General features: G+C 74.0%; 22 protein-coding genes. 15 read left to right on the forward strand and 7 right to left on the reverse strand.

All coding sequences use genetic code 11. The features are described 5' to 3' along the window. From AB0H57_RS03995 to ccsB, 5 genes are read left to right on the forward strand one after another with little or no spacing between them, the layout of a single operon-like run. A complete protein-coding gene (locus AB0H57_RS03995; protein ID WP_357502401.1) occupies window positions 1–648 on the forward strand; it encodes a histidine phosphatase family protein in 648 nt (215 codons plus the stop codon). Then, the gene (locus AB0H57_RS04000) at window positions 648–1,232 is read left to right on the forward strand and encodes a TlpA disulfide reductase family protein (protein WP_357502403.1); all 585 of its coding nucleotides are present in this window, start codon (window positions 648–650) and stop codon (window positions 1,230–1,232) included. The genes AB0H57_RS03995 and AB0H57_RS04000 overlap by 1 nt, the downstream gene beginning before the upstream one ends. Then, on the forward strand, window positions 1,232–2,101 hold the full coding sequence (locus AB0H57_RS04005; protein ID WP_357502405.1) for a cytochrome c biogenesis protein CcdA: 870 nt from the start codon (window positions 1,232–1,234) through the stop codon (window positions 2,099–2,101). Before AB0H57_RS04000 ends, AB0H57_RS04005 begins: the two co-directional genes overlap by 1 nt. Continuing rightward, on the forward strand, window positions 2,101–3,759 hold the full coding sequence (locus AB0H57_RS04010) for a cytochrome c biogenesis protein ResB (protein WP_357502407.1): 1,659 nt from the start codon (window positions 2,101–2,103) through the stop codon (window positions 3,757–3,759). Before AB0H57_RS04005 ends, AB0H57_RS04010 begins: the two co-directional genes overlap by 1 nt. After that, the gene (gene ccsB, locus AB0H57_RS04015; RefSeq protein WP_357502409.1) at window positions 3,759–4,733 is read left to right on the forward strand and encodes a c-type cytochrome biogenesis protein CcsB; all 975 of its coding nucleotides are present in this window, start codon (window positions 3,759–3,761) and stop codon (window positions 4,731–4,733) included. The genes AB0H57_RS04010 and ccsB overlap by 1 nt, the downstream gene beginning before the upstream one ends. 61 nt (window positions 4,734–4,794) lie before the next feature. On the opposite strand, the gene AB0H57_RS04020 is transcribed toward ccsB, so the two are convergent. Continuing rightward, window positions 4,795–5,265, reverse strand: a complete 471-nt coding sequence (locus tag AB0H57_RS04020) for a MarR family transcriptional regulator (protein WP_357502411.1) — start codon at window positions 5,263–5,265, stop codon at window positions 4,795–4,797. 63 nt (window positions 5,266–5,328) lie between these two features. On the opposite strand from AB0H57_RS04020, the gene AB0H57_RS04025 reads away from it, so the two are divergent. Continuing rightward, window positions 5,329–5,889, forward strand: a complete 561-nt coding sequence (locus AB0H57_RS04025; protein WP_357502413.1) for a carboxymuconolactone decarboxylase family protein — start codon at window positions 5,329–5,331, stop codon at window positions 5,887–5,889. A gap of 127 nt (window positions 5,890–6,016) precedes the next feature. On the opposite strand, the gene AB0H57_RS04030 is transcribed toward AB0H57_RS04025, so the two are convergent. Next, window positions 6,017–6,889 carry an alpha/beta hydrolase gene (locus AB0H57_RS04030; protein ID WP_357502415.1) on the reverse strand — a complete coding sequence of 291 codons (873 nt, stop codon included), beginning with the start codon at window positions 6,887–6,889 and terminating at the stop codon, window positions 6,017–6,019. 144 nt (window positions 6,890–7,033) lie between these two features. Here AB0H57_RS04030 and AB0H57_RS04035 point away from each other — a divergent pair, with 144 nt between their 5' ends. The 3 genes from AB0H57_RS04035 to AB0H57_RS04045 are packed head-to-tail and all read left to right on the forward strand — an operon-like array spanning window position 7,034 to window position 10,033. Continuing rightward, entirely contained in the window at window positions 7,034–8,494 is a 1,461-nt protein-coding gene (locus AB0H57_RS04035) for a menaquinone biosynthesis decarboxylase (RefSeq protein ID WP_357502417.1), read from the forward strand. After that, window positions 8,494–9,399 carry a menaquinone biosynthesis prenyltransferase MqnP gene (gene mqnP / locus AB0H57_RS04040; protein WP_357502419.1) on the forward strand — a complete coding sequence of 302 codons (906 nt, stop codon included), beginning with the start codon at window positions 8,494–8,496 and terminating at the stop codon, window positions 9,397–9,399. The genes AB0H57_RS04035 and mqnP overlap by 1 nt, the downstream gene beginning before the upstream one ends. 4 nt (window positions 9,400–9,403) lie before the next feature. Further along, window positions 9,404–10,033, forward strand: a complete 630-nt coding sequence (locus tag AB0H57_RS04045) for a UbiX family flavin prenyltransferase (RefSeq protein ID WP_357502421.1) — start codon at window positions 9,404–9,406, stop codon at window positions 10,031–10,033. 27 nt (window positions 10,034–10,060) lie between these two features. On the opposite strand, the gene AB0H57_RS04050 is transcribed toward AB0H57_RS04045, so the two are convergent. Then, window positions 10,061–10,327 carry a BldC family transcriptional regulator gene (locus AB0H57_RS04050; RefSeq protein WP_222954216.1) on the reverse strand — a complete coding sequence of 89 codons (267 nt, stop codon included), beginning with the start codon at window positions 10,325–10,327 and terminating at the stop codon, window positions 10,061–10,063. A gap of 268 nt (window positions 10,328–10,595) precedes the next feature. Between AB0H57_RS04050 and AB0H57_RS04055 the strand changes: the two genes are divergently transcribed. The 3 genes from AB0H57_RS04055 (at window position 10,596) to AB0H57_RS04065 (ending at window position 13,265) form a co-directional block, all read left to right on the forward strand. Beyond that, a complete protein-coding gene (locus AB0H57_RS04055) occupies window positions 10,596–11,054 on the forward strand; it encodes an Lrp/AsnC family transcriptional regulator (protein ID WP_357502423.1) in 459 nt (152 codons plus the stop codon). A gap of 236 nt (window positions 11,055–11,290) precedes the next feature. Then, window positions 11,291–12,163: an SDR family oxidoreductase gene (locus AB0H57_RS04060; RefSeq protein WP_357502425.1), complete on the forward strand. Its 873-nt coding sequence runs from the start codon at window positions 11,291–11,293 to the stop codon at window positions 12,161–12,163. A 10-nt stretch (window positions 12,164–12,173) separates the two neighbouring features. Then, on the forward strand, window positions 12,174–13,265 hold the full coding sequence (locus tag AB0H57_RS04065) for a PLP-dependent cysteine synthase family protein (protein WP_357502427.1): 1,092 nt from the start codon (window positions 12,174–12,176) through the stop codon (window positions 13,263–13,265). A 7-nt stretch (window positions 13,266–13,272) separates the two neighbouring features. Here AB0H57_RS04065 and AB0H57_RS04070 read toward each other — a convergent pair whose 3' ends face one another. From AB0H57_RS04070 to AB0H57_RS04085, 4 genes are all read right to left on the reverse strand, one after another. Further along, window positions 13,273–13,893: a putative glycolipid-binding domain-containing protein gene (locus AB0H57_RS04070; protein WP_357502829.1), complete on the reverse strand. Its 621-nt coding sequence runs from the start codon at window positions 13,891–13,893 to the stop codon at window positions 13,273–13,275. A gap of 116 nt (window positions 13,894–14,009) precedes the next feature. Then, window positions 14,010–15,803, reverse strand: coding sequence for a DEAD/DEAH box helicase (locus tag AB0H57_RS04075; protein ID WP_357502429.1), 1,794 nt, complete (start codon window positions 15,801–15,803; stop codon window positions 14,010–14,012). A 195-nt stretch (window positions 15,804–15,998) separates the two neighbouring features. Next, a complete protein-coding gene (locus tag AB0H57_RS04080) occupies window positions 15,999–17,735 on the reverse strand; it encodes a hypothetical protein (protein WP_357502431.1) in 1,737 nt (578 codons plus the stop codon). Window positions 17,736–17,848: 113 nt separating this feature from the next. After that, complete coding sequence (locus AB0H57_RS04085) at window positions 17,849–19,516, reverse strand: C40 family peptidase (RefSeq protein WP_357502433.1); 1,668 nt, start codon at window positions 19,514–19,516, stop codon at window positions 17,849–17,851. Between the two features lie 236 nt (window positions 19,517–19,752). Between AB0H57_RS04085 and mqnE the strand changes: the two genes are divergently transcribed. Genes mqnE through AB0H57_RS04100 form a run of 3 tightly spaced genes read left to right on the forward strand, consistent with a single transcriptional unit; the run spans window position 19,753 to window position 21,731 of the window. Then, complete coding sequence (mqnE, locus tag AB0H57_RS04090) at window positions 19,753–20,922, forward strand: aminofutalosine synthase MqnE (protein WP_357502435.1); 1,170 nt, start codon at window positions 19,753–19,755, stop codon at window positions 20,920–20,922. 24 nt (window positions 20,923–20,946) lie between these two features. Then, a complete protein-coding gene (locus tag AB0H57_RS04095) occupies window positions 20,947–21,402 on the forward strand; it encodes a hypothetical protein (RefSeq protein ID WP_357502437.1) in 456 nt (151 codons plus the stop codon). 47 nt (window positions 21,403–21,449) lie between these two features. Further along, window positions 21,450–21,731 carry a DUF4229 domain-containing protein gene (locus AB0H57_RS04100; protein WP_357502439.1) on the forward strand — a complete coding sequence of 94 codons (282 nt, stop codon included), beginning with the start codon at window positions 21,450–21,452 and terminating at the stop codon, window positions 21,729–21,731. Window positions 21,732–21,752: the final 21 nt, after the last annotated feature.

Raw genomic sequence — 21,752 nt, forward strand, 5'->3', positions numbered from 1 at the left:
ATGAGCGAGACGGTGGTGCACGTGCTGCGGCACGGTGAGGTGTACAACCCGGGCGGCATCCTCTACGGCCGGCTGCCCGGCTTCCGCCTCTCCGAACTCGGCGTGCAGATGGCCAAGGCCGCGGCGCAGGCGCTCGCCGACAAGACCGTGGTGCACGTGGTGGCCAGCCCGCTGGAGCGCGCCCAGCAGACCGCCGAGCCGATCGCCGCCCAGTTCGGGCTCTCGGTCGGGGTGGACGAGCGGCTGATCGAGAGCGCCAACTGGTTCGAGGGCAAGAAGGTCTCCCCGGGCGACGGCTCGTTCCGGGACCCGCGCAACTGGTGGGTGCTGCGCGACCCGGTCACCCCGTCCTGGGGCGAGGCGTACCAGGTCATCGCGGAGCGGATGTTCGCCGCCCTGCACGCCGCCCGGGTGGCCGCCGAGGGGCGGGAGGCGGTGCTGGTCTCCCACCAGCTGCCGATCTGGACCCTGCGCCGCTACGTCGAGCGCAAGCGGCTGTGGCACGACCCGCGCCGCCGGCAGTGCGGGCTGGCCAGCCTCACCTCGTTCCACTTCGACGGCGCCAAGGTGGCCGGCATCGGCTACACCGAGCCGGCCGCCCACCTGATCGCCATCTCGCCGACCGCCCGGACGGCCAAGGGGGCCTGATGCGTACCCGGAGGCCGACGGCCGCCCTGCTCACCGCTGCCGCCGTCGCCGCGGTGGCGGCGCTGGCCGGTTGCGCCTCCGGCAGCCAGGAGAGCCGCTGCGCCAACTCCGACGGCATCGTGCAGTGCGCCCCGGACCAGCGCTCCGCGGCCCCGGAGATCGCCGGCAACCTGCTCGACAGCAGCGGCCGGTACGACGTCTCCCAGGCCCGCGGCCAGGTGGTGGTGCTCAACTTCTGGGGCTCCTGGTGCGCGCCCTGCCGCGCCGAGGCGGACGACCTGGAGGGGACCTACCAGGCGACGAAGGCCGCCGGGGTGACCTTCCTCGGCATCAACGTGCAGGACAGCCGGGACAAGGCGATCGCCTTCGAGGAGGGCCGGGTCACCTACCCGAGCCTGTTCGACCCGGCCAGCCGGCTGGCGCTGGCGATGAACATCCCGCCGAACACCATCCCGGCGACGGTGATCCTGGACCGGGAGGGCCGGGTCGCCACGGTGATCCGGGCGGCGGTGCGGCAGGAGGGGCTCCAGCCCCTCGTGGAGAAGGTCGCCGCCGAGCAGCCGCCCGCCGACGGTTCCCGCTGATGGGCGAGACCTTCCGCCAACTCGCCCTCTCCGGCCCGCTGCTGCTGGCCGTCGGCGCGGCGGCGCTCGCCGGGCTGGTCAGCTTCCTCTCCCCGTGCGTGCTCCCGCTGATGCCCGGCTACCTCTCGTTCGTCACGGGCCTAACCGGCACCGACCTGGAGGGCCGCGATGCAAGGAAGGGCCCCCGGTTAACGCCTCCGGTAGCGGAGGGGACCCCGCTCAACACCCCCGCCAGCACCGGCGGCGGGCTGGCGGTGGCCGCGCCGCCGGCCGCCCGGCGGGTGGTCGCGGTGAAGGGCCGGGTGCTCGCCGGCACGCTGCTGTTCATCGCGGGCTTCACCTTCGTCTTCACCTCCACCGCGATCCTTTTCGCCAGCTTCGGCCGGGTCTTCTTCGACCACGAGCGGACGCTGGAGATCGTCATCGGCACGCTCGTCGTCCTCCTCGGCCTCGGCTACCTCGGGGTGATCCCCGGCCTGCAGCGGGAGTTCCGGATCAACCGCCTCCCCGCCGCCGGCCTGCTCGGCGCCCCGGTGCTCGGCGCGGTCTTCGCGCTCAGCTGGCTGCCCTGCACCGGCCCGACCCTCGGCGCGGTGCTCGGCATGGCCACCGCCGGTGGGCAGACCGATCGGGCGGTGGTGCTGGCGGTGGCGTACTGCCTCGGGCTGGGGCTACCGTTCGTCGTCTTCGGGCTGGGCTTCCACCGCCTGCTCGGGGTGTTCCGCGCCGTCCGGCGCAACAGCCGCTGGGTCACCCGGATCGGCGGCGCCCTGCTGATCCTGATCGGCCTGGCGCTGGTCACCGGGGGTTGGCAGAACTTCGTGATCTGGTTGCAGACCAGCGTGGGCACGGGTGAGGTGAGCATCTGATGACGTCCGTGGACGACCGGCCGGCGGCGCCGCCCGCTCCGGTGCCGCGTCGGCGGGTCAACCCGGTGCTGGCCCTGCTGCGCAACTCCTGGCGGCAGCTCACCAGCATGCGTACGGCGTTGGTGTTGCTCTTCCTGCTCGCCGTCGCTGCCATTCCCGGCTCGGTGCTGCCGCAGCGGGGGGTCAATCCGGAGAATGTCGACAGGTACTTCGTCGACCACCCGGAGTGGGCCCCCCGGCTGGACCGGATCGGCGCGTTCGAGGTCTTCGGTTCGGTCTGGTTCTCCGCCATCTACCTGCTGCTCTTCGTCTCGCTGGTCGGCTGCATCACGCCCCGGATCCGCGACCACGTGCGGGCGCTGCGGGCCCGCCCGCCGGCCGCGCCGAAGCGGCTGGAGCGGCTGCCGCAGCACGCGGTGCTGGCGGCGCCGGCCGCCGCCGACCCGGCGGCGATCGCCGCGGTGCTGCGCCGCCGCCGCTGGCGGACCGAGGTACGCGGCAACGAGGTCTCCGCCGAGAAGGGCTACCTCAAGGAGACCGGCAACCTGCTCTTCCACACCTCGCTGGTCGCGGTGCTGCTGGGGGTGGCGCTGAACTCCTGGTACGGCTGGCACGGCAACCGGCTGCTGGTGGCCGGCGAGGACAACGCCTTCTGCAACACCCGCCAGCAGTACGCCGAGGCGAAGCTCGGCCCCCGGGTGGACAGCGCGGACCTGCCGCCGTTCTGCCTGACCCTGGAGCAGTTCCAGGCCCGGTTCCTGGAGACGGGTCAGCCCGAGTACTTCAACGCCACCGTCTCCGTGGAGGAGCTGGGGAAGGCCGCCCGCAGCGCCGACTTCTCGGTGAACTCGCCGCTGCGGCTCGACGGCGCCAACGTCTACCTGCTCGGCCACGGGTACGCCCCGGTGATCCGGTACACCGACCGGTTCGGCCGCAGCCAGACCAGCACGGTGCCGTTCCTGACCACCGGCGACATGGGGCTGACCGGCGAGGGGCTGGCCGCGTTCCCGGACGCCAACGTCGACCCGAAGACCGGCCGGCGGGACCCGAACCTCCAGATGGCGTTCACCGGTCTCTACCTGCCGACCGCGCCGGACTCCCCGCCGTACGTCCGCTCGCAGTACCCGGCCGAGCGGAACCCGGCGTTGAACCTGATCGCGTACCGGGGGAACCTCGGCCTGGACGCGGGCATCCCCGGCTCGGTCTACAAGCTGGACCAGCGGCAGGTCGACGCGGGCCGGGTCAAGCAGGTCGGGGACAAGCTGCTCCGGCGGGGCCAGAGCTGGCAGTTGGACGACGGCACCACCGTCGAGTTCCTGGGCACCGAGCGGTACGTCACCCTCTCCGTCCGGAAGGACCCCGGCTCGACGCTGCTGCTGGTCAGCAGCGGGACGCTGCTGGTCGGGCTCATGGGCTCGCTGTTCGGCCGGCGGCGTCGGGTCTGGTTCCGGGTGGTCCCGCCGGGCGGCGACCCCGGAAACCGATCTCCGACGAGCGGTAGTAGCTTGGTGGAGGCCGGTGGACTGCCGCGCACCGACAATCCCGGGTTCGCCGACGAGTTCGCGCAGCTCGTGACGGCGGTGCGCGGGGACGCGAAGCCGGCCGGGGCGGGAGTCGACGGGCGCGCGCCGACCGGGAGCCGAGAAGGGGCCGAGTGATGTCCGCACTCTCCGACCAGCTGGTCACGTTCGCGATCCTGGCGTACCTGGTGGCCATGATCAGCCACGCCGTCGAGTACGCCCTCGGCGGCGCCCGGCGCGGGACGGCCGCCGCGGCGCCCGCCCGCGAGCTGGTCGGCGCCGGGGTGGGCGCCGCCGGCGGGGCCGAGCCGCCCGCGACGGCCGACGCGCCGCCGGTGCGGGACCGGGTGGCCGAGCGCGGCCGGCTGGCCGGCCGGATCGCCGTGGTGGTCACCGCGCTGGCCGCCGCGCTGCACCTGGGCGCGCTGGTCACCCGTGGGGTCGCGGCCGACCGGATGCCGTGGGGCAACATGTACGAGTTCGTGCTCACGGTGACCTGGATCGGCGTCGCGGCGTGGCTGGCGGTGCTGGTCAAGCGCCCCGCGCTGCGCCAGCTCGGGCTCTTCCTGACCCTGGTCCAGGTGCTGCTGTTGGCCTTCGCGGAGCTGAAGCTCTACACCGAGGTGGTGCCGCTGGTCCCGGCGCTGAACTCGTACTGGTTCATCATCCACGTGTCGACGATCGTCTTCTCCTCCGGCATCTTGCTGCTGGGCGTGGTGCCGGCGGTCGCCTTCCTGATGCGCAACGGGTACGAGCAGGGCCGGCGGAGCTTCCCGTACACCCTGGCGAAGCGGCTGCCGGCGGCGGCCGCCCTGGAGCGGCTGACCTTCGGGCTGCACGCCTTCTCGTTCCCGATCTTCACCTTCGCGGTGATCGCCGGGGCGATCTGGGCGGAGGCGGCCTGGGGTCGGGCCTGGGGCTGGGACCCGAAGGAGACCTGGGCGTTCATCTCCTGGGTGGTGTACGCGGGCTACCTGCACGCCCGGGCCACGCCGAGCGTGCGGCGCAACGTGGCCACCTGGATCGCCGTGCTCGGGTTCCTCACCGTGCTGATGAACCTGTTCGGGGTGAACTTCTTCTTCACCGGTCTGCACTCGTACGCCGGGATCTGACCCGGCCCAGGACGCCCTCGACGCGCAGCGTGACCTGGTAGGCCACCTCCGGCAGGTCGGCTCAGCCGCCGAACCAGCCGGGCACGTCGAGGCGGAAGACGTCGGCGGCGGTGACCCGGCGCAGGTCGTCCTCCAGCTCGGCGACCCGTTGCGCGCCCAGGGTGGCGCACCACCGGTCGCGCAGTTCGTCGAAGACGACCGCCGACCGGCGCAGCCCGTCGAGGCCGCGGGGGGTCGTCCGGACCAGCTTGCGGCGGGCGTCGCGCGGGTCGTCGGCGCGTTCCAGGTAGCCGAGGGCGACCAGCCGGTCCACCGTCTTGCCCGCCGCCTGCTTGGAGACGCCGAGGCGTTGGCCCAGGTCGGAGGCGGTGGTGCCGGCGGTGCCGACGGCCTGGAGGACGAAGCCGTGCAGCGGGCGCAGCTCCGGGTGCCCTTGCCGGGCCAGCTCCGCGTGCAGGTCGTCGATGAGCGTACGGAAGCCGGCCAGCAGCAGCAGCGGCAGCGCGAAGCCGGGGCGGTCAGGGGTTGCCACGTTCGACAACCTGGTTTACGGTTTGGTCAACCACGTTGACTATCGTACCCGAGAGGGGTCGGCATGTCCCGACCGGTCTTCACCGTCCACACCCCCGACACCGCGCCCGCCGCAGCCCGCCCGGCCATGGCCGGCGTGCAGCGCAAGCAGGGCCACCTGCCCGCCGCCGTCGCCCTGATGGCCGAGTCGCCCGAACTGCTCAAGGGCTTCCTCGGCGCCACCGCCGTCTTCGAGTCCACCGACCTCGACCCGGTCGCCCGCGAGGTGGTCGTGCTCACCGTCGCCACCCACAACCGGTGCCACCTCTGCGTGGCCATGCACACCCCGGCGCTGGCCCGGCGCGGCGGTACGCCGACGCTGATCGGCGCGCTGCGGGCCGGCGCCGAGTTGCCCGACGCGCGGCTGGAGGCGCTACGCCGGTTCACCCTCTCCGTGCTCGATCATCGAGGCGCCGTGCCCGACGCGGACCTCGACGCCTTCCTCGCCGCCGGCTGGCGGACCCGGCATGCGCTGGACGTGGTGCTCGGCGTCGGGACGTACACCATCTCCACCTTCGCCAACCGGCTCACCGACGCGCCGCTGGACCCGCCGCTGGCCGCGTACGCCTGGGAGCCGGCCGCCTGACGGCCGCCGCCGAAGTGGCGGCCGGGGGCCGGCGTGGGCCGCCCGGCCGAGGAACCGCTCGGGCGGCGCGTCGGGCTTCGGCGCGGCCCGCTGGTGATGCGCGGGCAGTGACCTGCCCGGGTGTCCGTCAGCCCCGGAGGAATGGCAGCAGCAGGGCCGCGAGCTTCGCTGGTTGTTCCTCGAAGAGCCAGTGGCCGCAGTCCTCGACCACCTCGCCGGTCACCGTGTCGGCGTACCGGTGGGCCTGCTCGACCACCTGGCCGCCGAGGCTGGCCTGCGCGCCGACCGCGAGCACCGGCATCGGCAGCTTCGTGGCCCGGTACGCCGCGTTGTCCGCGATGTCCTGCCCGAACGCCCGGAAGTAGCCGAAGCTCGCCCGCAGGTGCGCCTCGTCGCGCAGGTGGCCGGCGTACTCCTCGATGTCGTCCGGGCCGAGGCTGCCCTTGTTGACCATGATGGAGTCGGTGAACCGGTCGACCCAGAGCGCCTCCCGGCCGGCGACGAGCTGCTCGGGCAGGCCGTTGGGGACGTTGAAGAAACCGAAGTTCCACACGGCCGGGCCGGCGGCGGTCAGCGCGGGAATCGTGTAGATGCTCTCGTCGGGGATCGGCGCCTCGGTGAGGGCCAGCCGGGCGACCGAGTCGGGATGGGCGGCGGCGTAGGCGTACGCGACCATGGTGCCCAGGTCGTGGCCGACCAGCCGGATCTCCCCGGCCAGGTCGAGCGCGGTGAGCAGTCCGTGCAGGTCGGCGGCGACGGTCTTCTTGTCGTACCCGCCGGCTGGGGCGTCGCTGTCGCCGAAGCCGCGCAGGTCGGGGGCGATCACCTCGTACGACTGCGCCAGCTCCGGCAGCAGGTGTCGCCACATACGCCAGCACTGCGGGTAGCCGTGGAGCAGCACCACCGTGGGCCCCCGGCCGCCTCGGACGTAGTTCCAGGCCACCTCGCCGACCCGTACCCGCTGCTCGGTGAACCCCGCTGGCACCCGTTCGTAGCCCATGCCGCCCCTTCCACCGCCGGGCGCTCGACTACCCGGCTGGTCTCCGTCCATGCCGCCGGTTGTCAAGCGGGGGCCCCGCCGCTGCCGAATGCGTTAACAAGGGGCCCTTCCTTGCACCTCAGTGCGGTGGGGGAGGATGGATGTATGGCGGCTCGTGGGTTTCCGTACACCGATCTCAAGGACTTCCTCGCGGCCCTGGAGCGCGCGGGCGAGCTGCGCCGGGTGAGCGCCCCGGTCGACCCCACGCTGGAGATCAGCGAGATCGTCACCCGGACGGTACGGGACGGCGGGCCGGCGCTGCTCTTCGAACGGCCCACCCGGGGCGAGATGCCGGTGGCGATCAACCTGTTCGGCACCGAGAAGCGGACGGCGATGGCGCTCGGCGTCGACTCGCTCGACGAGATCGGCGAGCGGATCGGCGAGATGCTCAAGCCGGAGCTGCCCCAGGGCTTCGCCGGCATGATGGGCGGGCTCGGCAAGGTCATGCAGCTCAAGTCGATGCCGCCGAAGAAGGTCAGGACCGCCCCCTGTCAGCAGGTGGTCTACCGGGGCGACGACGTCGACCTGAACCGCCTGCCCGGGTTGCAGGTCTGGCCGGGCGACGGCGGGATCTTCCACAACTTCGGGCTCACCCACACCAAGCACCCGGAGACCGGCAAGCGCAACCTCGGGCTCTACCGGCTCCAGCAGCACTCGCACAACACGCTCGGCATGCACTGGCAGATCCACAAGAACTCGACCGCGCACCACGCGGTCGCCGAGCGGCTCGGGCAGCGGCTGCCGGTGGCCGTCGCCATCGGCGCCGACCCGGTGGTGGCCTACTCGGCCAGCGCGCCGCTGCCGGCCGACATCGACGAATACCTCTTCGCGGGCTTCCTCGCCGGTGAGCGGGTCGAGATGGTGGACTGCCTGACCGTCCCGTTGCAGGTGCCGGCGCACGCGCAGATCGTGCTGGAGGGCTACCTCGAGCCGGGCGAGCGGCTGCCCGAGGGGCCGTTCGGCGACCACACCGGGTTCTACACGCCGGTGGAGCCGTTCCCGGTGCTGCACGTCGAGGCGATGACCATGCAGCGCGACACGGTCTACCACTCGATCGTCACGTCCCAGCCACCGCAGGAGGACCACGGTCTCGGCAAGGCCACCGAGCGGATCTTCGCGCCGCTGCTGCGCTTCCTGATCCCGGACATCGTCGACTACGACCTGCCCGCCGCCGGGGTCTTCCACAACTGCGCGATCGTGTCGATCCGCAAGCGCTACCCGAAGCACGCGCAGAAGGTGATGAACGCGATCTGGGGCGCGCACATGATGTCGCTGACCAAGCTCATCGTGATCGTTGACGAGGACTGCGACGTACACGACTACAACGAGGTCGCCTTCCGCGCCTTCGGCAACGTCGACTACGCCCGGGACCTGCTGCTCACCGAGGGCCCGGTGGACCACCTGGACCACGCGTCGTACCAGCAGTTCTGGGGTGGCAAGGCGGGGGTCGACGCGACCCGCAAGCTGCCCGAGGAGGGCTACACCCGGGGCTGGCCGGAGGAGATGACCATGTCGCCCGAGGTGGTCTCGCTGGTCGACAAGCGCTGGAAGGAGTACGGGATCTGATGGCGACCGCCGTCGTGGAACGCCCGGGACGGGTCACGTCCTTCCTCAAGCTCGTCGCGATCGAGCACTCGGTCTTCGCGTTGCCGTTCGCGTACCTGTCGGCGCTGACCGCGATGCAGGTGAACGGCGGGCGGGTGCGCTGGCTCGACCTGCTGCTGATCACGGTGGCGATGGTCGGGGCGCGGACGTTCGCGATGGCCGCCAACCGGATCCTCGACCGGCGGATCGACGCGCGGAACCCGCGTACGGCCGGGCGGGAACTGGTCACCGGGGCGGTGAGTGTGCGGACGGCCTGGACCGGCGCGGCCGTCGCGCTGGCGGTGTTCCTCGCCGCCGCCGCCCTGCTCAACCCGCTCTGCCTGGCGCTGGCCCCGCTCGCCGCGATCCCGCTGGTGGTCTACCCGTACGGCAAGCGGTTCACCAACTGGCCGCATGCCATCCTGGCGGTCGCCCAGGCGGTCGGCCCGGTCGGCGCCTGGCTGGCGGTCACCGGCACCCTCGCCGGCTCCGGGCCGGCCTGGCTGCTCGGCGCGGCCGTCGGCCTGTGGATCGGCGGCTTCGACCTGATCTACGCCTGCCAGGACGCGGACGTCGACCGGAAGATCGGCGTGCACAGCGTCCCCGCCCGGTACGGCCTGCGCTTCGCGCTGCACGCCTCCACCGTGGCGCACGTGATCACCTTCGCGCTGTTCATCTGGTTCGGTGCGCTGGTCGGCTTCGGCTGGCTCTGGTGGATCGGGCTGGCGCTCACCGCCGTGGCCTTCGGCTACCAGCACCTGGTGGTCAGCCCCACCGACCTGAGCAAGGTCAACCGGGCCTTCTTCAGCGCCAACGGCTTCGTCGGCATCGCGCTGTTCGTCTTCGCCCTGCTCGACCTGGTGCTCCGCCTCGGCCTGCGGGCCTGAGCCGATGCGTGAACCATGGGTGGTGGGGGTGTCCGGGGCATCCGGCACGCCGTACGCCGCGGCGGTCGTCCGCGGGCTGCTCGACGCCGGCCAGCCCGTCGACCTGATCGTGTCCCGGGCGGCGCGGCTGACGATCCTGGACGAGACCGGGCGGCCGTTCCGCGACGGGCACTGGGCCGAGGACCTCGCCGGCTGGCTCGGCCGGGACCTGGCCGACGCGGACGTGCGGCACTGGCCCGCCGGGGACCTCGCGGCCGGTCCGAGCAGCGGCTCCTACCGGGTACGCGGGATGGCGGTGGTGCCGGCGAGCACCGCGGCCTGCGCCGGGATCGCCATCGGGCTCTCCAAGGACCTGCTGCAACGGTCGGCGGAGGTCAACCTCAAGGAACGCCGGCCGGTAGTGGTCGTGCCCCGGGAGACCCCGGTGACCCGCAGTCATCTGGAGCACCTGATCGCCCTGCACGACGCCGGGGCGGTGGTGCTGCCGGCCAGTCCCGGCTTCTACGGCGCCGGCGCCTCCGCCTCGGCCCCGCAACTGGTCGACTTCGTGGCCGGCAAAGTGCTCGACGCCCTCGGCGTGCCGCACACCCTGTTCCGGCGGTGGTCGGGTCGGTTGGGCGCGGACCGGTCCTGAGGCCGGTCCGCGTACCCTCGGCACCATTCAGTACATGCCGGCGTTGGCCGGACCAGGGCCGGTCGAGGCGGTCGGGCCCGCATTTCGCGGCTTGCCCATCTCCTCCGCCTCGTCCAGCATGCCCTCCCCCTCAAGCAGGGCCCGCACCTCGGATTCCCGAAACCGGCGATGCCCGCCTGGAGTCCGGATGCTGCCGATCCGGCCGGCCGCCGCCCATCTCGTCACAGTTTTCGGGTCCACCCGAAACAGCGCGGCGACCTCACCCGGTGTCAGCAGGCGATCTCCAGTGTCCACAGCCCCCTCCTCGCGTCGACGAAGCCCCCGGCTGAACACACTGCCCCCGGCCGGTGCGAGCCCAGAGCCGTCATGAGGGACGTATGGCAATTACAGCACCAGCGACCTGGCCTGTCCGCCAAACGCGAAAAAAGCACTGAGTGGGAAGTTAGTAAATGGTACCGGCGCCGGGGTCCCCTGACTGTGAGTCTGCGAACTGTTACCTACTGTCATGTGCAACGGACGTCGAGCGCCGGGCGTTACGCCGGGGCAGATAGGGTCACCGTCCGTGGACGCCATCGACCTGAGCCTCGTGGAGCTGCTCCGCGGCAACGCCCGCCTGTCGTACGCCGAGTTGGCCCGCCAGGTGGGGCTCTCCGCGCCGGCCGTGCACGAGCGGGTCGGCAAGCTGGAGTCCAGCGGCGTGATCCGGGCGTACCGGGCCGAGGTCGAGCCGGAGGCGATCGGGCTCGGGGTCACCGCGCTGATCGGCATCGTCGAGGACTCCACCGCCGACACCGACGACGTGCTGGAGGCGTTCCGGCAGATGCCGGAGATCGAGTCCTGCTACTTCATGGCCGGCGTGGAGTCGTTCCTGCTGAAGGCGCGGGTCGGCACGATCGCCGAGCTCGAGCAACTCATCATGCGGTTGAACCGGACGCCCGGGGTGGCGTCCACCCGGACCGGGATCGCGCTGTCGACGAAGTGGGAGAACCGCCCCCAGCCGCTCGGTCCCCCCGCCTCCTGACCGACCCACCGGACGGGCCGCCGGGGGTGCGGCCGAGCCGGCGCTGCCCGGGCGGTGTCGCTGCCCGGTGGTGTCGGCGCTGCCCGGGTGGTGTCGTCTGGTGATTCGTTTTCGCGTCCCACGTCCGCGCGCTGCGCCGCGTCCCGCGTCCCGCGCGACATCCGACTCTCGTGGTCCCCGAGGCCGATCCTGGTGGGCTCTGGCGCGGGCGGGGAGCCCGGCGATACCGTGCGCCGATGACGCCGCCGGCACGGGAAGCAGCACGGGAGGCAGCACGGGCACGGGAGGTGGCCGTGGTGACCGGGGCGGGCGGTGGGCTGGGTCGGGCCGTCGCCGCCGCGCTGCACGCCGACGGGTGGCGCGTACTCCTGACCGACCTGGACCCCGACGCGGCCCGCGCTGCCGCCGCGCCGCTGGGCGGGTGGTCCCGGGCGCTCGACGTGCGGGACGAGACGGCCTGCGCCGAGGTCGCCGCGGCGGCGGCCGACTCCCCGGGCGGGCTCGGGCTGTGGGTGAACAACGCCGGCATCCTGGTCACCGGCGCCGCCTGGACGCACGACGCGGCGACCCGGCGCCGGGTGGTCGAGGTGAACGCGCTCGGTGCGATGAACGGCACCATGGCCGCACTGGATGTGATGCGCCCGCGCGGTCGCGGGCACGTGCTCAACGTCGTCTCCCTGGCCGGGCTGGTCGCCGCCCCCGGCGAGACGGTCTACGCCGCCAGCAAGCACGCGCTGCTGGCCTTCAGCGTCGGCACCCTCGCCGACCTGCGGCTGGCCGGCCTGCGGGACGTACACGTGTCGTGCCTGTGCCCGGACGGGATCTGGACGCCGATGCTGCACGACCGGCTGGACGACCCGGGGGCGCTGGCCTCCTTCACCGGCGCGATGCTGAGCCCCGCCCGGGTGGCCGCGCGGGCCGCCCGGCTGGCCCGGCGGCCCCGCCCGGTGGTCACCCTGCCCCGGTGGCGCGGCGTGCAGGTACGCCTCCTCGACGCCTTCCCGCGGGTCGCGCTCGGCCTGCTGCCGGTGGTCCGGGCGGCCGGGCGGGCCGGTCAGCGCCGGCAGCGCCGCCGGGTCGGGCCGGAGTCGAACGGCACTCGCTTGTAACGTTGCCGGCGTGACACATCTGGACCGGTGCGACGAGGCCAGCCGGACGTGGGTGACCGAGGCGATCGCCACGGTCGAGGCCGACGCCAACCGGTCCGCCGACACCCACCTACTGCCCTTCCCGCTGCCCCGGGCCTGGGGGATCGACCTCTATCTCAAGGACGAGTCGGTGCACCCCACCGGCTCGCTGAAGCACCGGCTGGCCCGCTCGCTCTTCCTCTACGGGCTGTGCAACGGCTGGATCGGCCCGGAGACGACAATCGTCGAGGCGTCCTCCGGCTCCACCGCGGTGTCCGAGGCGTACTTCGCCCGGATGCTCGGGCTGCCGTTCATCGCGGTGATGCCCGCGTCCACCTCGCCCGAGAAGATCACCCAGATCGAGTTCCACGGCGGCCGCTGCCACCTGGTCGACGACCCGGCCAAGGTGGTCATCGAGGCCCGCTGGCTGGCCGAGGACACCGGCGGGCACTTCATGGACCAGTTCACCTACGCCGAGCGGGCCACCGACTGGCGGGGCAACAACAACATCGCCGAGTCGATCTACGCCCAGCTCGCCCTGGAACGGCACCCCGTGCCGGCCTGGGTGGTGGTGGGCGCGGGCACCGGCGGCACCAGCGCCACCATCGGCCGGTACGCCCGCTACCGGCGGCTGGCCACCAAGCTGTGCGTGGTGGACCCGGAGAACTCGGCGTTCTATCCGGCCTGGCAGGCCGCCGACTGGTCGGTCCGGACCGGCCGGGGCTCGCGGATCGAGGGCATCGGCCGGCCGACCGTCGAGGCGTCCTTCCTGCCCTCGGTGGTGGACCGGATGGTGCAGGTGCCCGACGCGGCGTCGCTGGCGGCCATGCGGGCCGGGTCCCGGATCCTCGGCCGCCGGGTCGGCGGTTCCACCGGCACCAACCTCTGGGGCGCGTTCGGGCTGATCGCGGAGCTGCGCGCCGCCGGCCGGACCGGCTCGGTGGTGACGCTGATCTGCGACGCCGGGGAGCGGTACGACGACACCTACTATTCCGACAAGTGGGTGGCCGCGCAGGGCCTCGACCTCGCCCCGCACCTCGCCACCATCGACCGGTTCCTGGCCAGCGGCGCCTGGCCGGCCTAGCGCACGGTCAGCCCGCGTCGACCCGTTCGGCCAGCCCCGGGTAGCGCAGCACGAAGCCCTCCGGGTCGACCTCCAGGTCGGCGGTGAAGGAGTCGCTGGCGTACCGGACCCGGCCGGGTCCGAGCGAGGTGTAGACCTGCTCGGCGGGGAGCACCGCCAGGCCCGGCAGCAGTACCCAGGCGACGGTTACCCCGTGCGCCTGGTCGGCGGGGAGCCGGCTCAGCCCGAGCCGGCGGATCGGCAGGGTGTTGGTCAGCGGGGAGCCGCCCAGGTCGACGTCGAGCGCCTCGGCCAGCCGGCCCGGGTCGTCCGTGCCGGGCAGGCCGGCCGGCGGATGCCCGGCCGCCCGCAGCGCCGCGTCCAGGTCACCCTCCTCGCCGGTACGCACCCGCCACCCGTCCCCGGCCCGCTCCAGGCGTACGCTCCGCGCCCAGCCGGCGCCGTTCGCCTCGACCTCCAGCCGGCTGGTCGACCAGTCCGGCGCGGCGGTCAGCCGGTAACGGCACGTGTACGGGATCGGGTCCACGGCCAGCGCCACGCCCTGGGCGGTCAGCCCCGGACGGTCGTCGAGGACGACGTGCTCCGAGCCGGCGGTGTCGGTCCGGGACCAGAAGAGCGACTTCGGCATGCTCGACATGAACCGGACGTTACGCGAGCGGGCCGACACCGGCAGCGGATGCCCGAACGCCGCCGCCGAGCGGGTGCTCGACGGCGGCGTTCGCGGTGTGCCCCTCCGGGGCTCGGTCAGTGGGTGCGCGCCGGCGGACGGCCACCGAAGCCGCGCCGGTCGTCACGCGGCCGGTCGTCGCGGCCGCGCCCCTCGGGCCGGAACCCGCCCCGGCGCTCGGCCGGCCGGAAGTCGCCCTGGTCGCCGTAGCGCCGCTCGCCGTGTCCGCCCTGGTCGCCGTAGCGCCGCTCGCCGTGTCCGCCCTGGTCGCCGTAGCGCCGTTCGGCCTGCGGGCGGTCGTCGCGGCGGCGGTCGCCGAAGCCCCGCCCGCCGGCGGGCCGGTCGTCCTGCCGCCGCTCGCCGAACCGGCGGTCGTCGCGGGCGGACTGGTCACCGAAGCCCCGCCCGCCGGCGTGCCGGTCATCCTGCCGCCGCTCGCCGAAGCGCCGGTCGTCGCGGGCGGGCTGGTCACCGAAGCGGCGGTCGTCGCGCCGCTCGCCCCGGTCGAAGTGCCGGTCGCCGCCGAACCGGCGCTCGCCGCCGGCCCGACCGCCGAAGCGGCGCTCGCCGCGCCCGTCCCGGTCGGCGAAGCCGCGCGGGCCACCGCGGCGCGGCTCCGGCTCGTCCCGCACCGGCACCGGCACCCCGCTCGGCTCCCGCGCGCCGGTCAGCTCGGCCAGCACCGCGTCGCCGGCCCGGACCCGGACCTCGGCCGGCTCGACGCCCGCCTTCTCCAGCATGGCCAGCGTGGTGCGGCGCTGCTTCGGCAGCACCAGCGTGGCGACCGCGCCGGACTCGCCGGCCCGGGCGGTACGGCCCGCCCGGTGCAGGTAGTCCTTCGGGTCCTTCGGCGGGTCCACGTGCAGCACCAGCGAGACCCCGTCGACGTGGATGCCGCGGGCCGCGACGTCCGTGGCGACCAGCACGCTCGTCCGGCCCTCGCGGAACTCGGCGAGGGTGCGGGTGCGCATCCGCTGGGTCTTGCCGCCGTGCAGCCCACCGGCCCGGACGCCGACCGCCGCCAGTTGCTCGACCAGCCGGTCCACACCCAGCTGGGTACGGGCGAAGACCATCGTCCGGCCGTCCCGGGCGGCGATGGAGGCGACGACGGAGAACTTGTCGTGCGGCGGGATCAGCAGCACGTGGTGGTCCATGGTGGACACCGACGCGGTGGAGGGGGCGGTGGAGTGGGTGACCGGGTCGGTCATGAACCGCCGGACCAGCGCGTCCACGTCCCCGTCGAGGGTGGCCGAGAAGAGCAGCCGCTGGCTGTCCGCCGGCGTCTTCGCCAGCAGCTCGGTGACCTCGGGCAGGAAGCCCATGTCGGCCATCTGGTCGGCCTCGTCGAGCACGGTCACCTCGACGTCGTCCAGGCGGCACACGCCCCGGGCGATCAGGTCACCGAGCCGGCCCGGGGTGGCGACCACGATCTCGACACCGCGGCGCAGCGCGTCGATCTGCCGGTCGTACGGCACCCCACCGACGGCGGTCTTGAGGAAGATGCCCACGGCCTTGCCCAGCGGCAGCAGCGCGTCGTTGACCTGCATGGCCAGCTCGCGGGTGGGCACCAGCACCAGGGCGCGCGGGTGCAGCGGCCGGGCCCGGTTGCGGTCGGCCAGCCGGGCGATGATCGGCAGCCCGAAGGCGAGGGTCTTACCGGAGCCGGTCTGGCCCCGGCCGAGGACGTCCCGGCCGGCGAGCGCGTCCGGCAGGGTGGCCCGCTGGATCTCGAACGGCGCGGTGATGCCCTGCCGGGCGAGCGTGCGGACCAGCTGGTCGGGCAGGCCGAGGGCGGCGAAGTCGGGGGCGGCGGGCTCGGTGGGGGCGTCGAGGGCGGGCGGGAACGTGCCGGGTTCAGCGAAGGTGGTCAACAAAAGCCTTTCGAGCGGGGCGCATCTTCGCGATGGCCCGCCGCGCTGAACGCCGCTGTTTCGCCCGCAAGATCGCCCATGGGCGCGGCAGAACGCGCGCCAGGTCAGTGATCCTGACAAGTGTACGGCGATCGGGCCGGTCCGCCCACGCCGGCGGCCGGTAGTGGGCGGGCTCACCTCGGCCGGCGGGGCGGGTCAGCCGGAGAGCAGGTCGCCGAACAGCCCGTCCAGCGCGTCGTTGGCGAGGACCAGCACGAGCACGCTGATCGCCACCAGCAGGGCCAGCGCGGCCGCCAGGACGACGACCACCCGGACGGTCCGGGACCGGGTCCTGCTCGGCTCCTCGGCCCAGCCCTGGGCCAGGATGTGCCCGGTCAGCGAGCCGGAGTTGTCCAGCGGGTTGCCGGCCGGGAAGGAGACCGTCGCGAATCCCGGCCCCTCGGTGCCCCCGTACCCCGTGCTGGCCAGGTCCGGGCCCCCGTGGTAGGCCCGACCGGTGGGCGCGGCGGCCGCGGACCAGGCCGGCCCGCCGGTGACCGTCGTGGCGGCCGTCCCGGCCGGCCGGTCGTACCGGCTGGCCGGCTCCGCCCGGCGGTCGGCCGGTTGGGTCGGCGGTGGCCAGGTGGGCAGCGCCGGAGCCGGCACCACCGGCGGTGCGGCGGCCGGCGGTGGTGTCGGCGGTGCGGCGGCCGGCGGTGCCGATGGTGCGGCTGCCGCCGCTGGCGACGCGGCGGGCGGGGCCGAACGCGACGCGGACGGTGGGCCCGGGCGCGACGCGGACGGTGGGGCCGGCACGGAGGCGGTTCCCCGGGGTGCGGCCATGGCGGGCGGCGGCGGGAACGGCGGCGCCGGCATCGGCCCGGGCGGACCCGGCGGCCCGGGGATCGGCGGCCCCGGCGGCGGCACCGGAGGGCCGGGCACCGGCGGGATCGGCCCGGGCGGCACGGGCCCGGGGCGGGGCGGGGCGGGCGGGACCGGCACCGGGGGCGGCACGGGCGTGGGCGCGGGTTCCGGTCCCGGCACGGGCGTGGGCGCGGGTTCCGGCCCCGGTACGGGGCTGGGCACGGGCTCCGGCTCGGGGGTGGGCGGCGTCGGCGGCTGGGCCGGCTCGGGCGGCTGGGCGGGCTCCGGCGGTTCGGGGTTCACCGGACCCGACCGGTAGACGGTGGCCTGGCCGCTGTGGGTGGCGGCCGGGGCGGCCTCGGCGGTGGCGACCCGGTTCAGGCCGGGAACCGAGGCGGTGGCGCGGGCCGCGCCACCCGCAGCGGCGACCCGCCGCTGCTCCGGCAGGCGGGCGGCCGGTTCCGGGGTGGCCGCCGGTTCCGAGGTGGCCGCCGATCCCGAAGCGACGTCCGGTTTCGCGGCGGCGTTCGGCTCCGGGACAGCGGTCGATCCCGGGGCGGCGGTCGCCTCGGGTGGAGCGGCCGGCTCGGGCGCGGCGGCAGCCTGGTTCGGCGCGACCGCCCGGGACTCGGGGGGAGGCGCCGTGGTGGCGGACGCTGCGTCGGCGTTCCCGGGGCCCGTGGTGCTCGCCGGCGGCGCCGACGAGGGCGACTGCCCGGCCTTCTCGAAGGCGGACCAGCTGCCGGCCGACGCCACGGAGGCGCCGGGCCGGCGCCGGTCCAGTGGTGGCACCCCGGACGCCCCGGCACTCGGCGTGCCGGCCCGGTACGTGGTGGCGGTCGCCCGTCCGCTCGGCACGGCGTCGCCGTCGGCCGGCGCCGCGGCGGTGGCCACGGTGACCCGGCCCCGGGCCGGCGCGGCGCTGACCGGTGCGGCGCTGACCGGACGGGCGGCGGCATCCTCCGTCGCCGGTGTGCCGGGCTCCACGACGGACGGATCGTCCCCCCTGGCGCGGTCCGTGCCCTGCCCGGCAGCTACGGGCAGCGGGGTCCCGCCCGCGATACCCGCCGGAACCTGCTGCTCACCCATGCTCGACCTCCGCGCCCACGCCCGCTCCGGACCGGTGCTGCCGGTCCGCGAGTGCCTGGTTGTCACCGTGCCACATTCCGGCCCGACCGCACAGTCGGAGTGGACGGTTGCGGTCAGTTGCCGGGGCTGCTGCTGGTCGACGTGTCGGCGGAGGAGCTGGTGGACGCCTCCGCGGAGGTGCTGTCCGCGGGGTCGGCGCTGCCGCCATCCGGGCTGGGCGCCTCAGTGGTCGTCGCCGGCTCGGTGGGCGCCGAGGTGGGTTCGGTGGGGCTGGGCGCGGGCGTGGTGGGCGGCGCGGAGGTGGTCGGGGGCGTCGTGGTGGGCGGCGGGGTGGTGGTGGGTGGGGTGGTCGGCGTACCGGTCGGGCTCGGCGTGGTCGACTTGGTGGGGGTCGGCTTCGGCGTGGTGCCGCCGGTCGGCTTCGGGGTCGGGCTGGTGGTGCCGCCCGGCGTCGGCGGGGCGCTCTTGCTCGGCGTCGGCGTCGGCGTCGGCGTCGGGGCGCCGCCGGTGGGCACCGGCTGCGGGATCGTGGTGGGGGCGGCCGGCCCGGGGACGGCGCCGACCACCCGGGTGGCGGCGTAGAGGCGGGACCAGCGGACGGTCGAGATCTTGACCACGTCGCCCGTCCGGGGCGCCTCGACCATCTTGCCGCCGCCGATGTACATCGCCATGTGGTGGATGGTCGTCCAGCTGCTGCCGGAGGCGAAGAAGAGCAGGTCACCGGGGAGCAGGGCGGACGGGTCGACGGTGCGGGTCCGGGTGGCGTAGTACTGGTCGCGGGCGACCCGGGGCAGCCCGTTGTAGCCCGCCGAGCGGTACGCCGCCCAGACCAGGCCGGAGCAGTCGAAGGTGTCCGGCCCCTCCGCCGCCCAGACGTACGGGTCGCCGAGCTGGGCGAGCGCGTAGCGGACGGCGGCCAGCGCCTGCGGGTGGGCCGTCATCCCGACCGCGTTGCGGCCGACCCCGTTCGGGCCGGTCAGGTAACCGGCCCCGATCCGCTGATCGACGGCGTCCTGCTGCTGCTCGATCCGGTTCAGCTGGAGCGCGTTGTCCCGGCGCAGCGTGATCAGCCGGGTCTCCTGGCCGCGCAGCGACTGCTGGGTGCCGGTGAACCGCGCGGCGATGTCCCGGTCCCGGGCCTGGGCGGCCAGGTACGCCTGGTTGGCCATCTCCTCGGCGGCCCGGGCCCGGGCCAGCTCGCCGGTCGCCCGGGTGGTCGACGGCTCCTCGCGCTGGCCCTGGTTGATCTGCTGGAGCTGGTTGAGTTCCTGGAGGTTGCGGGCGAACTCACCGGGCGGCAGCGCGGCGGCGGCCTTGAACACGCTGGCCGCCGTCCGGTCCGCCTGCTCCTGGGCCCGGGTCAGCGCCTCCCGCGCGGCGGTCAGGTCGCGTTCGGCGGCGGCGAGCTGGGCGGCCGTCTCGGCGCGCTGCTGGCGCAGGGTGAGCAGCTCGTCGCCGAGCTGCCCGACCTGGGCGTCGACCGCGTTGATCAGGGCCATCAGCGGCCCGTCGGTGGGGCTGGTGGTGGTCGGCACGGCCGGCCGGTCGGTGGCCGGCGCGACGGGTGCGCCCGTGCCGGGCAGGAACAGCGAGCCGGTGACCAGCGGGCGGGACCCGGAGTCGGGGACGGTGTCCGGCAGCGGTGGTTCGGCGTACGCGGGGCTGGCGATCGCCGCGGCGACGACCGCGCCGAGCAGTGCCGCCCACAGGCGCGGACGCAGTATCGGCGAGATCACCGGGCTCCTGCGTCGTTGCCGTGCCCTGCGCCCGCTGTCGTTCATTCCGCTCCCCGCCCGGCACCCGCCGCCGCGCAGCCGGGCGCGGCGGTCGGGAGCTGTCAGTGTGTGTCGTCCCCCACCATGTCTTACCTCACCTGGGCAGGGATGTCGATGTGCGGAGGGTGACGACGAGCTGAAGAACCAGTGAGCCGGGTCGCTGCCCGTGCCCGGCCCGCCGCTGTGTCGGTGTTCCGACGTAGGCTCGACCGGGACCGCAGGTGGAAGGGACGTGGCTTTCGATGGACGCCGGACTCAAGCGCGAGCTCGAAGCGAAGGTGTACGCCGGGGAGCGGCTGACCCGGGAGGACGGGGTCGCCCTCTACGAGTGCGACGACCTCTCCTGGCTCGGGCGGCTGGCCCACCACCGGCGCACCGAGCGCAACGGTGACCGGGTGATGTTCAACGTCAACCGGCACCTCAACCTGACCAACGTCTGCTCCGCGTCGTGCGCGTACTGCTCGTTCCAGCGCAAGCCGGGCGAGAAGGACGCCTACACGATGCGCATCGACGAGGCGGTCCGCAAGGCCAAGGAGATGGAGGACGAGCAGCTCACCGAGCTGCACATCGTCAACGGCCTGCACCCGACGCTGCCCTGGCGCTACTACCCGAAGGTGCTGCGCGAGCTGAAGGCCGCGCTGCCGAAGGTCAACCTCAAAGCGTTCACCGCGACCGAGGTGCAGTGGTTCGAGAAGATCAGCGGGCTGAGCGCCGACGAGATCCTCGACGAGCTGATGGACGCCGGCCTGGAGTCGCTGACCGGCGGCGGCGCGGAGATCTTCGACTGGGAGGTCCGGCAGCACATCGTCGACCACGCCTGCCACTGGGAGGACTGGTCGCGGATCCACCGGCTGGCCCACTCGAAGGGCATGAAGACGCCGTCGACCATGCTCTACGGCCACATCGAGGAGCCCCGGCACCGGGTCGACCACGTGCTGCGGCTGCGTGAGCTGCAGGACGAGACGGGCGGCTTCCAGGTCTTCATCCCGCTGCGCTACCAGCACGACTTCGTCGACTCGGCGGACGGCAAGATCCGTAACCGGATCCAGGCCCGCACCACGATGGCCTCGCCGGCCGAGTCGCTGAAGACCTTTGCGGTCTCCCGGCTGCTCTTCGACAACGTGCCGCACGTGAAGTGCTTCTGGGTGATGCACGGGCTCTCGGTGGCCCAGCTCTCGCTGAACTTCGGCGTGGACGACCTGGACGGCTCGGTCGTGGAATACAAGATCACCCACGACGCCGACTCGTACGGCACGCCGAACACCATGCACCGGGACGACCTGCTGCACCTGATCTGGGATGCCGGCTTCCGCCCGGTCGAGCGGAACACCCGCTACGAGACCGTCCGGGAGTACGACGCCGCGCCGACGCTGGCCGAGCGGCGTGCCGAGCCGCAGCAGGTCTGGGCCTGAGCGGGCCCGTATCCTCTTGCCACGATGACCGAGCAGCGCCGCGACCGTACGCCAAAAGGCACCCAGCAGCCCGGTGGGTTTCCCCGCCGGGACGCGCAGGGGCGCATCCTCACCCTGGGCGACCTGCTCGGGATCAGCCTCGCCGGCTGGCTGATCGGCATGCTGGCGCTGGTGCTCTTCGACTGGGCCTTCGCCGGCCTGGGCGCCGGCTCGTTCGGGCACACCAACGGCTGGCTGGCGATCATCCTGCCGGCGTGGCTGTTCTGGGACGACTTCCGGGCCTGGGAGTTCGGTGCCGCCCGGGTGGTCGCGGCGCTGGTCGCCGCGGCGCTCGCGGTGGTCGCCGGGCTGCTGCTGGCGGGGTTCGCCGGCGGCCTGGCGCCGCTGGCCACCGGAGGGCTCGCCGCGGCCGGGTTCACCGTGGTGTACGCGGTGCTCTGGTTCCGGGGTGTGCACTGGCTGGCCCGACGGACCGGCTGAACACGTGCCCGGCGGTGGGCCGGGCGGGACGAACGGAGGGGTGGAACGTGAGCGCGGCGGTCAAGTACACGCTGGGCCGGATCGGGCTGTTCGTCGCCGTGCTGGCGGCCCTCTGGTTCGTCGACATGAACATGTTCCTGCGGCTGATGGTGGCGCTGGTGTTCTCCGCCGCGCTGTCGTTCTTCCTGCTGCGCGGCTGGCGGGACGAGATGGCCGGCGAGATGGCCGAGTCGGCGGCCCGCCGCCGGGCGGACAAGGAGCGGCTGCGCTCCGCGCTGGCCGGCGACGACCAGGCCGCCGAGGGCGAGCCGGAGAACCCCCGCAGCTAACCCCCCACCCCCCACGCGCGC

It is taken from the genome of Micromonospora sp. NPDC050686 (assembly GCF_040654475.1).
Classification (GTDB): Bacteria; Actinomycetota; Actinomycetes; order Mycobacteriales; family Micromonosporaceae; genus Micromonospora.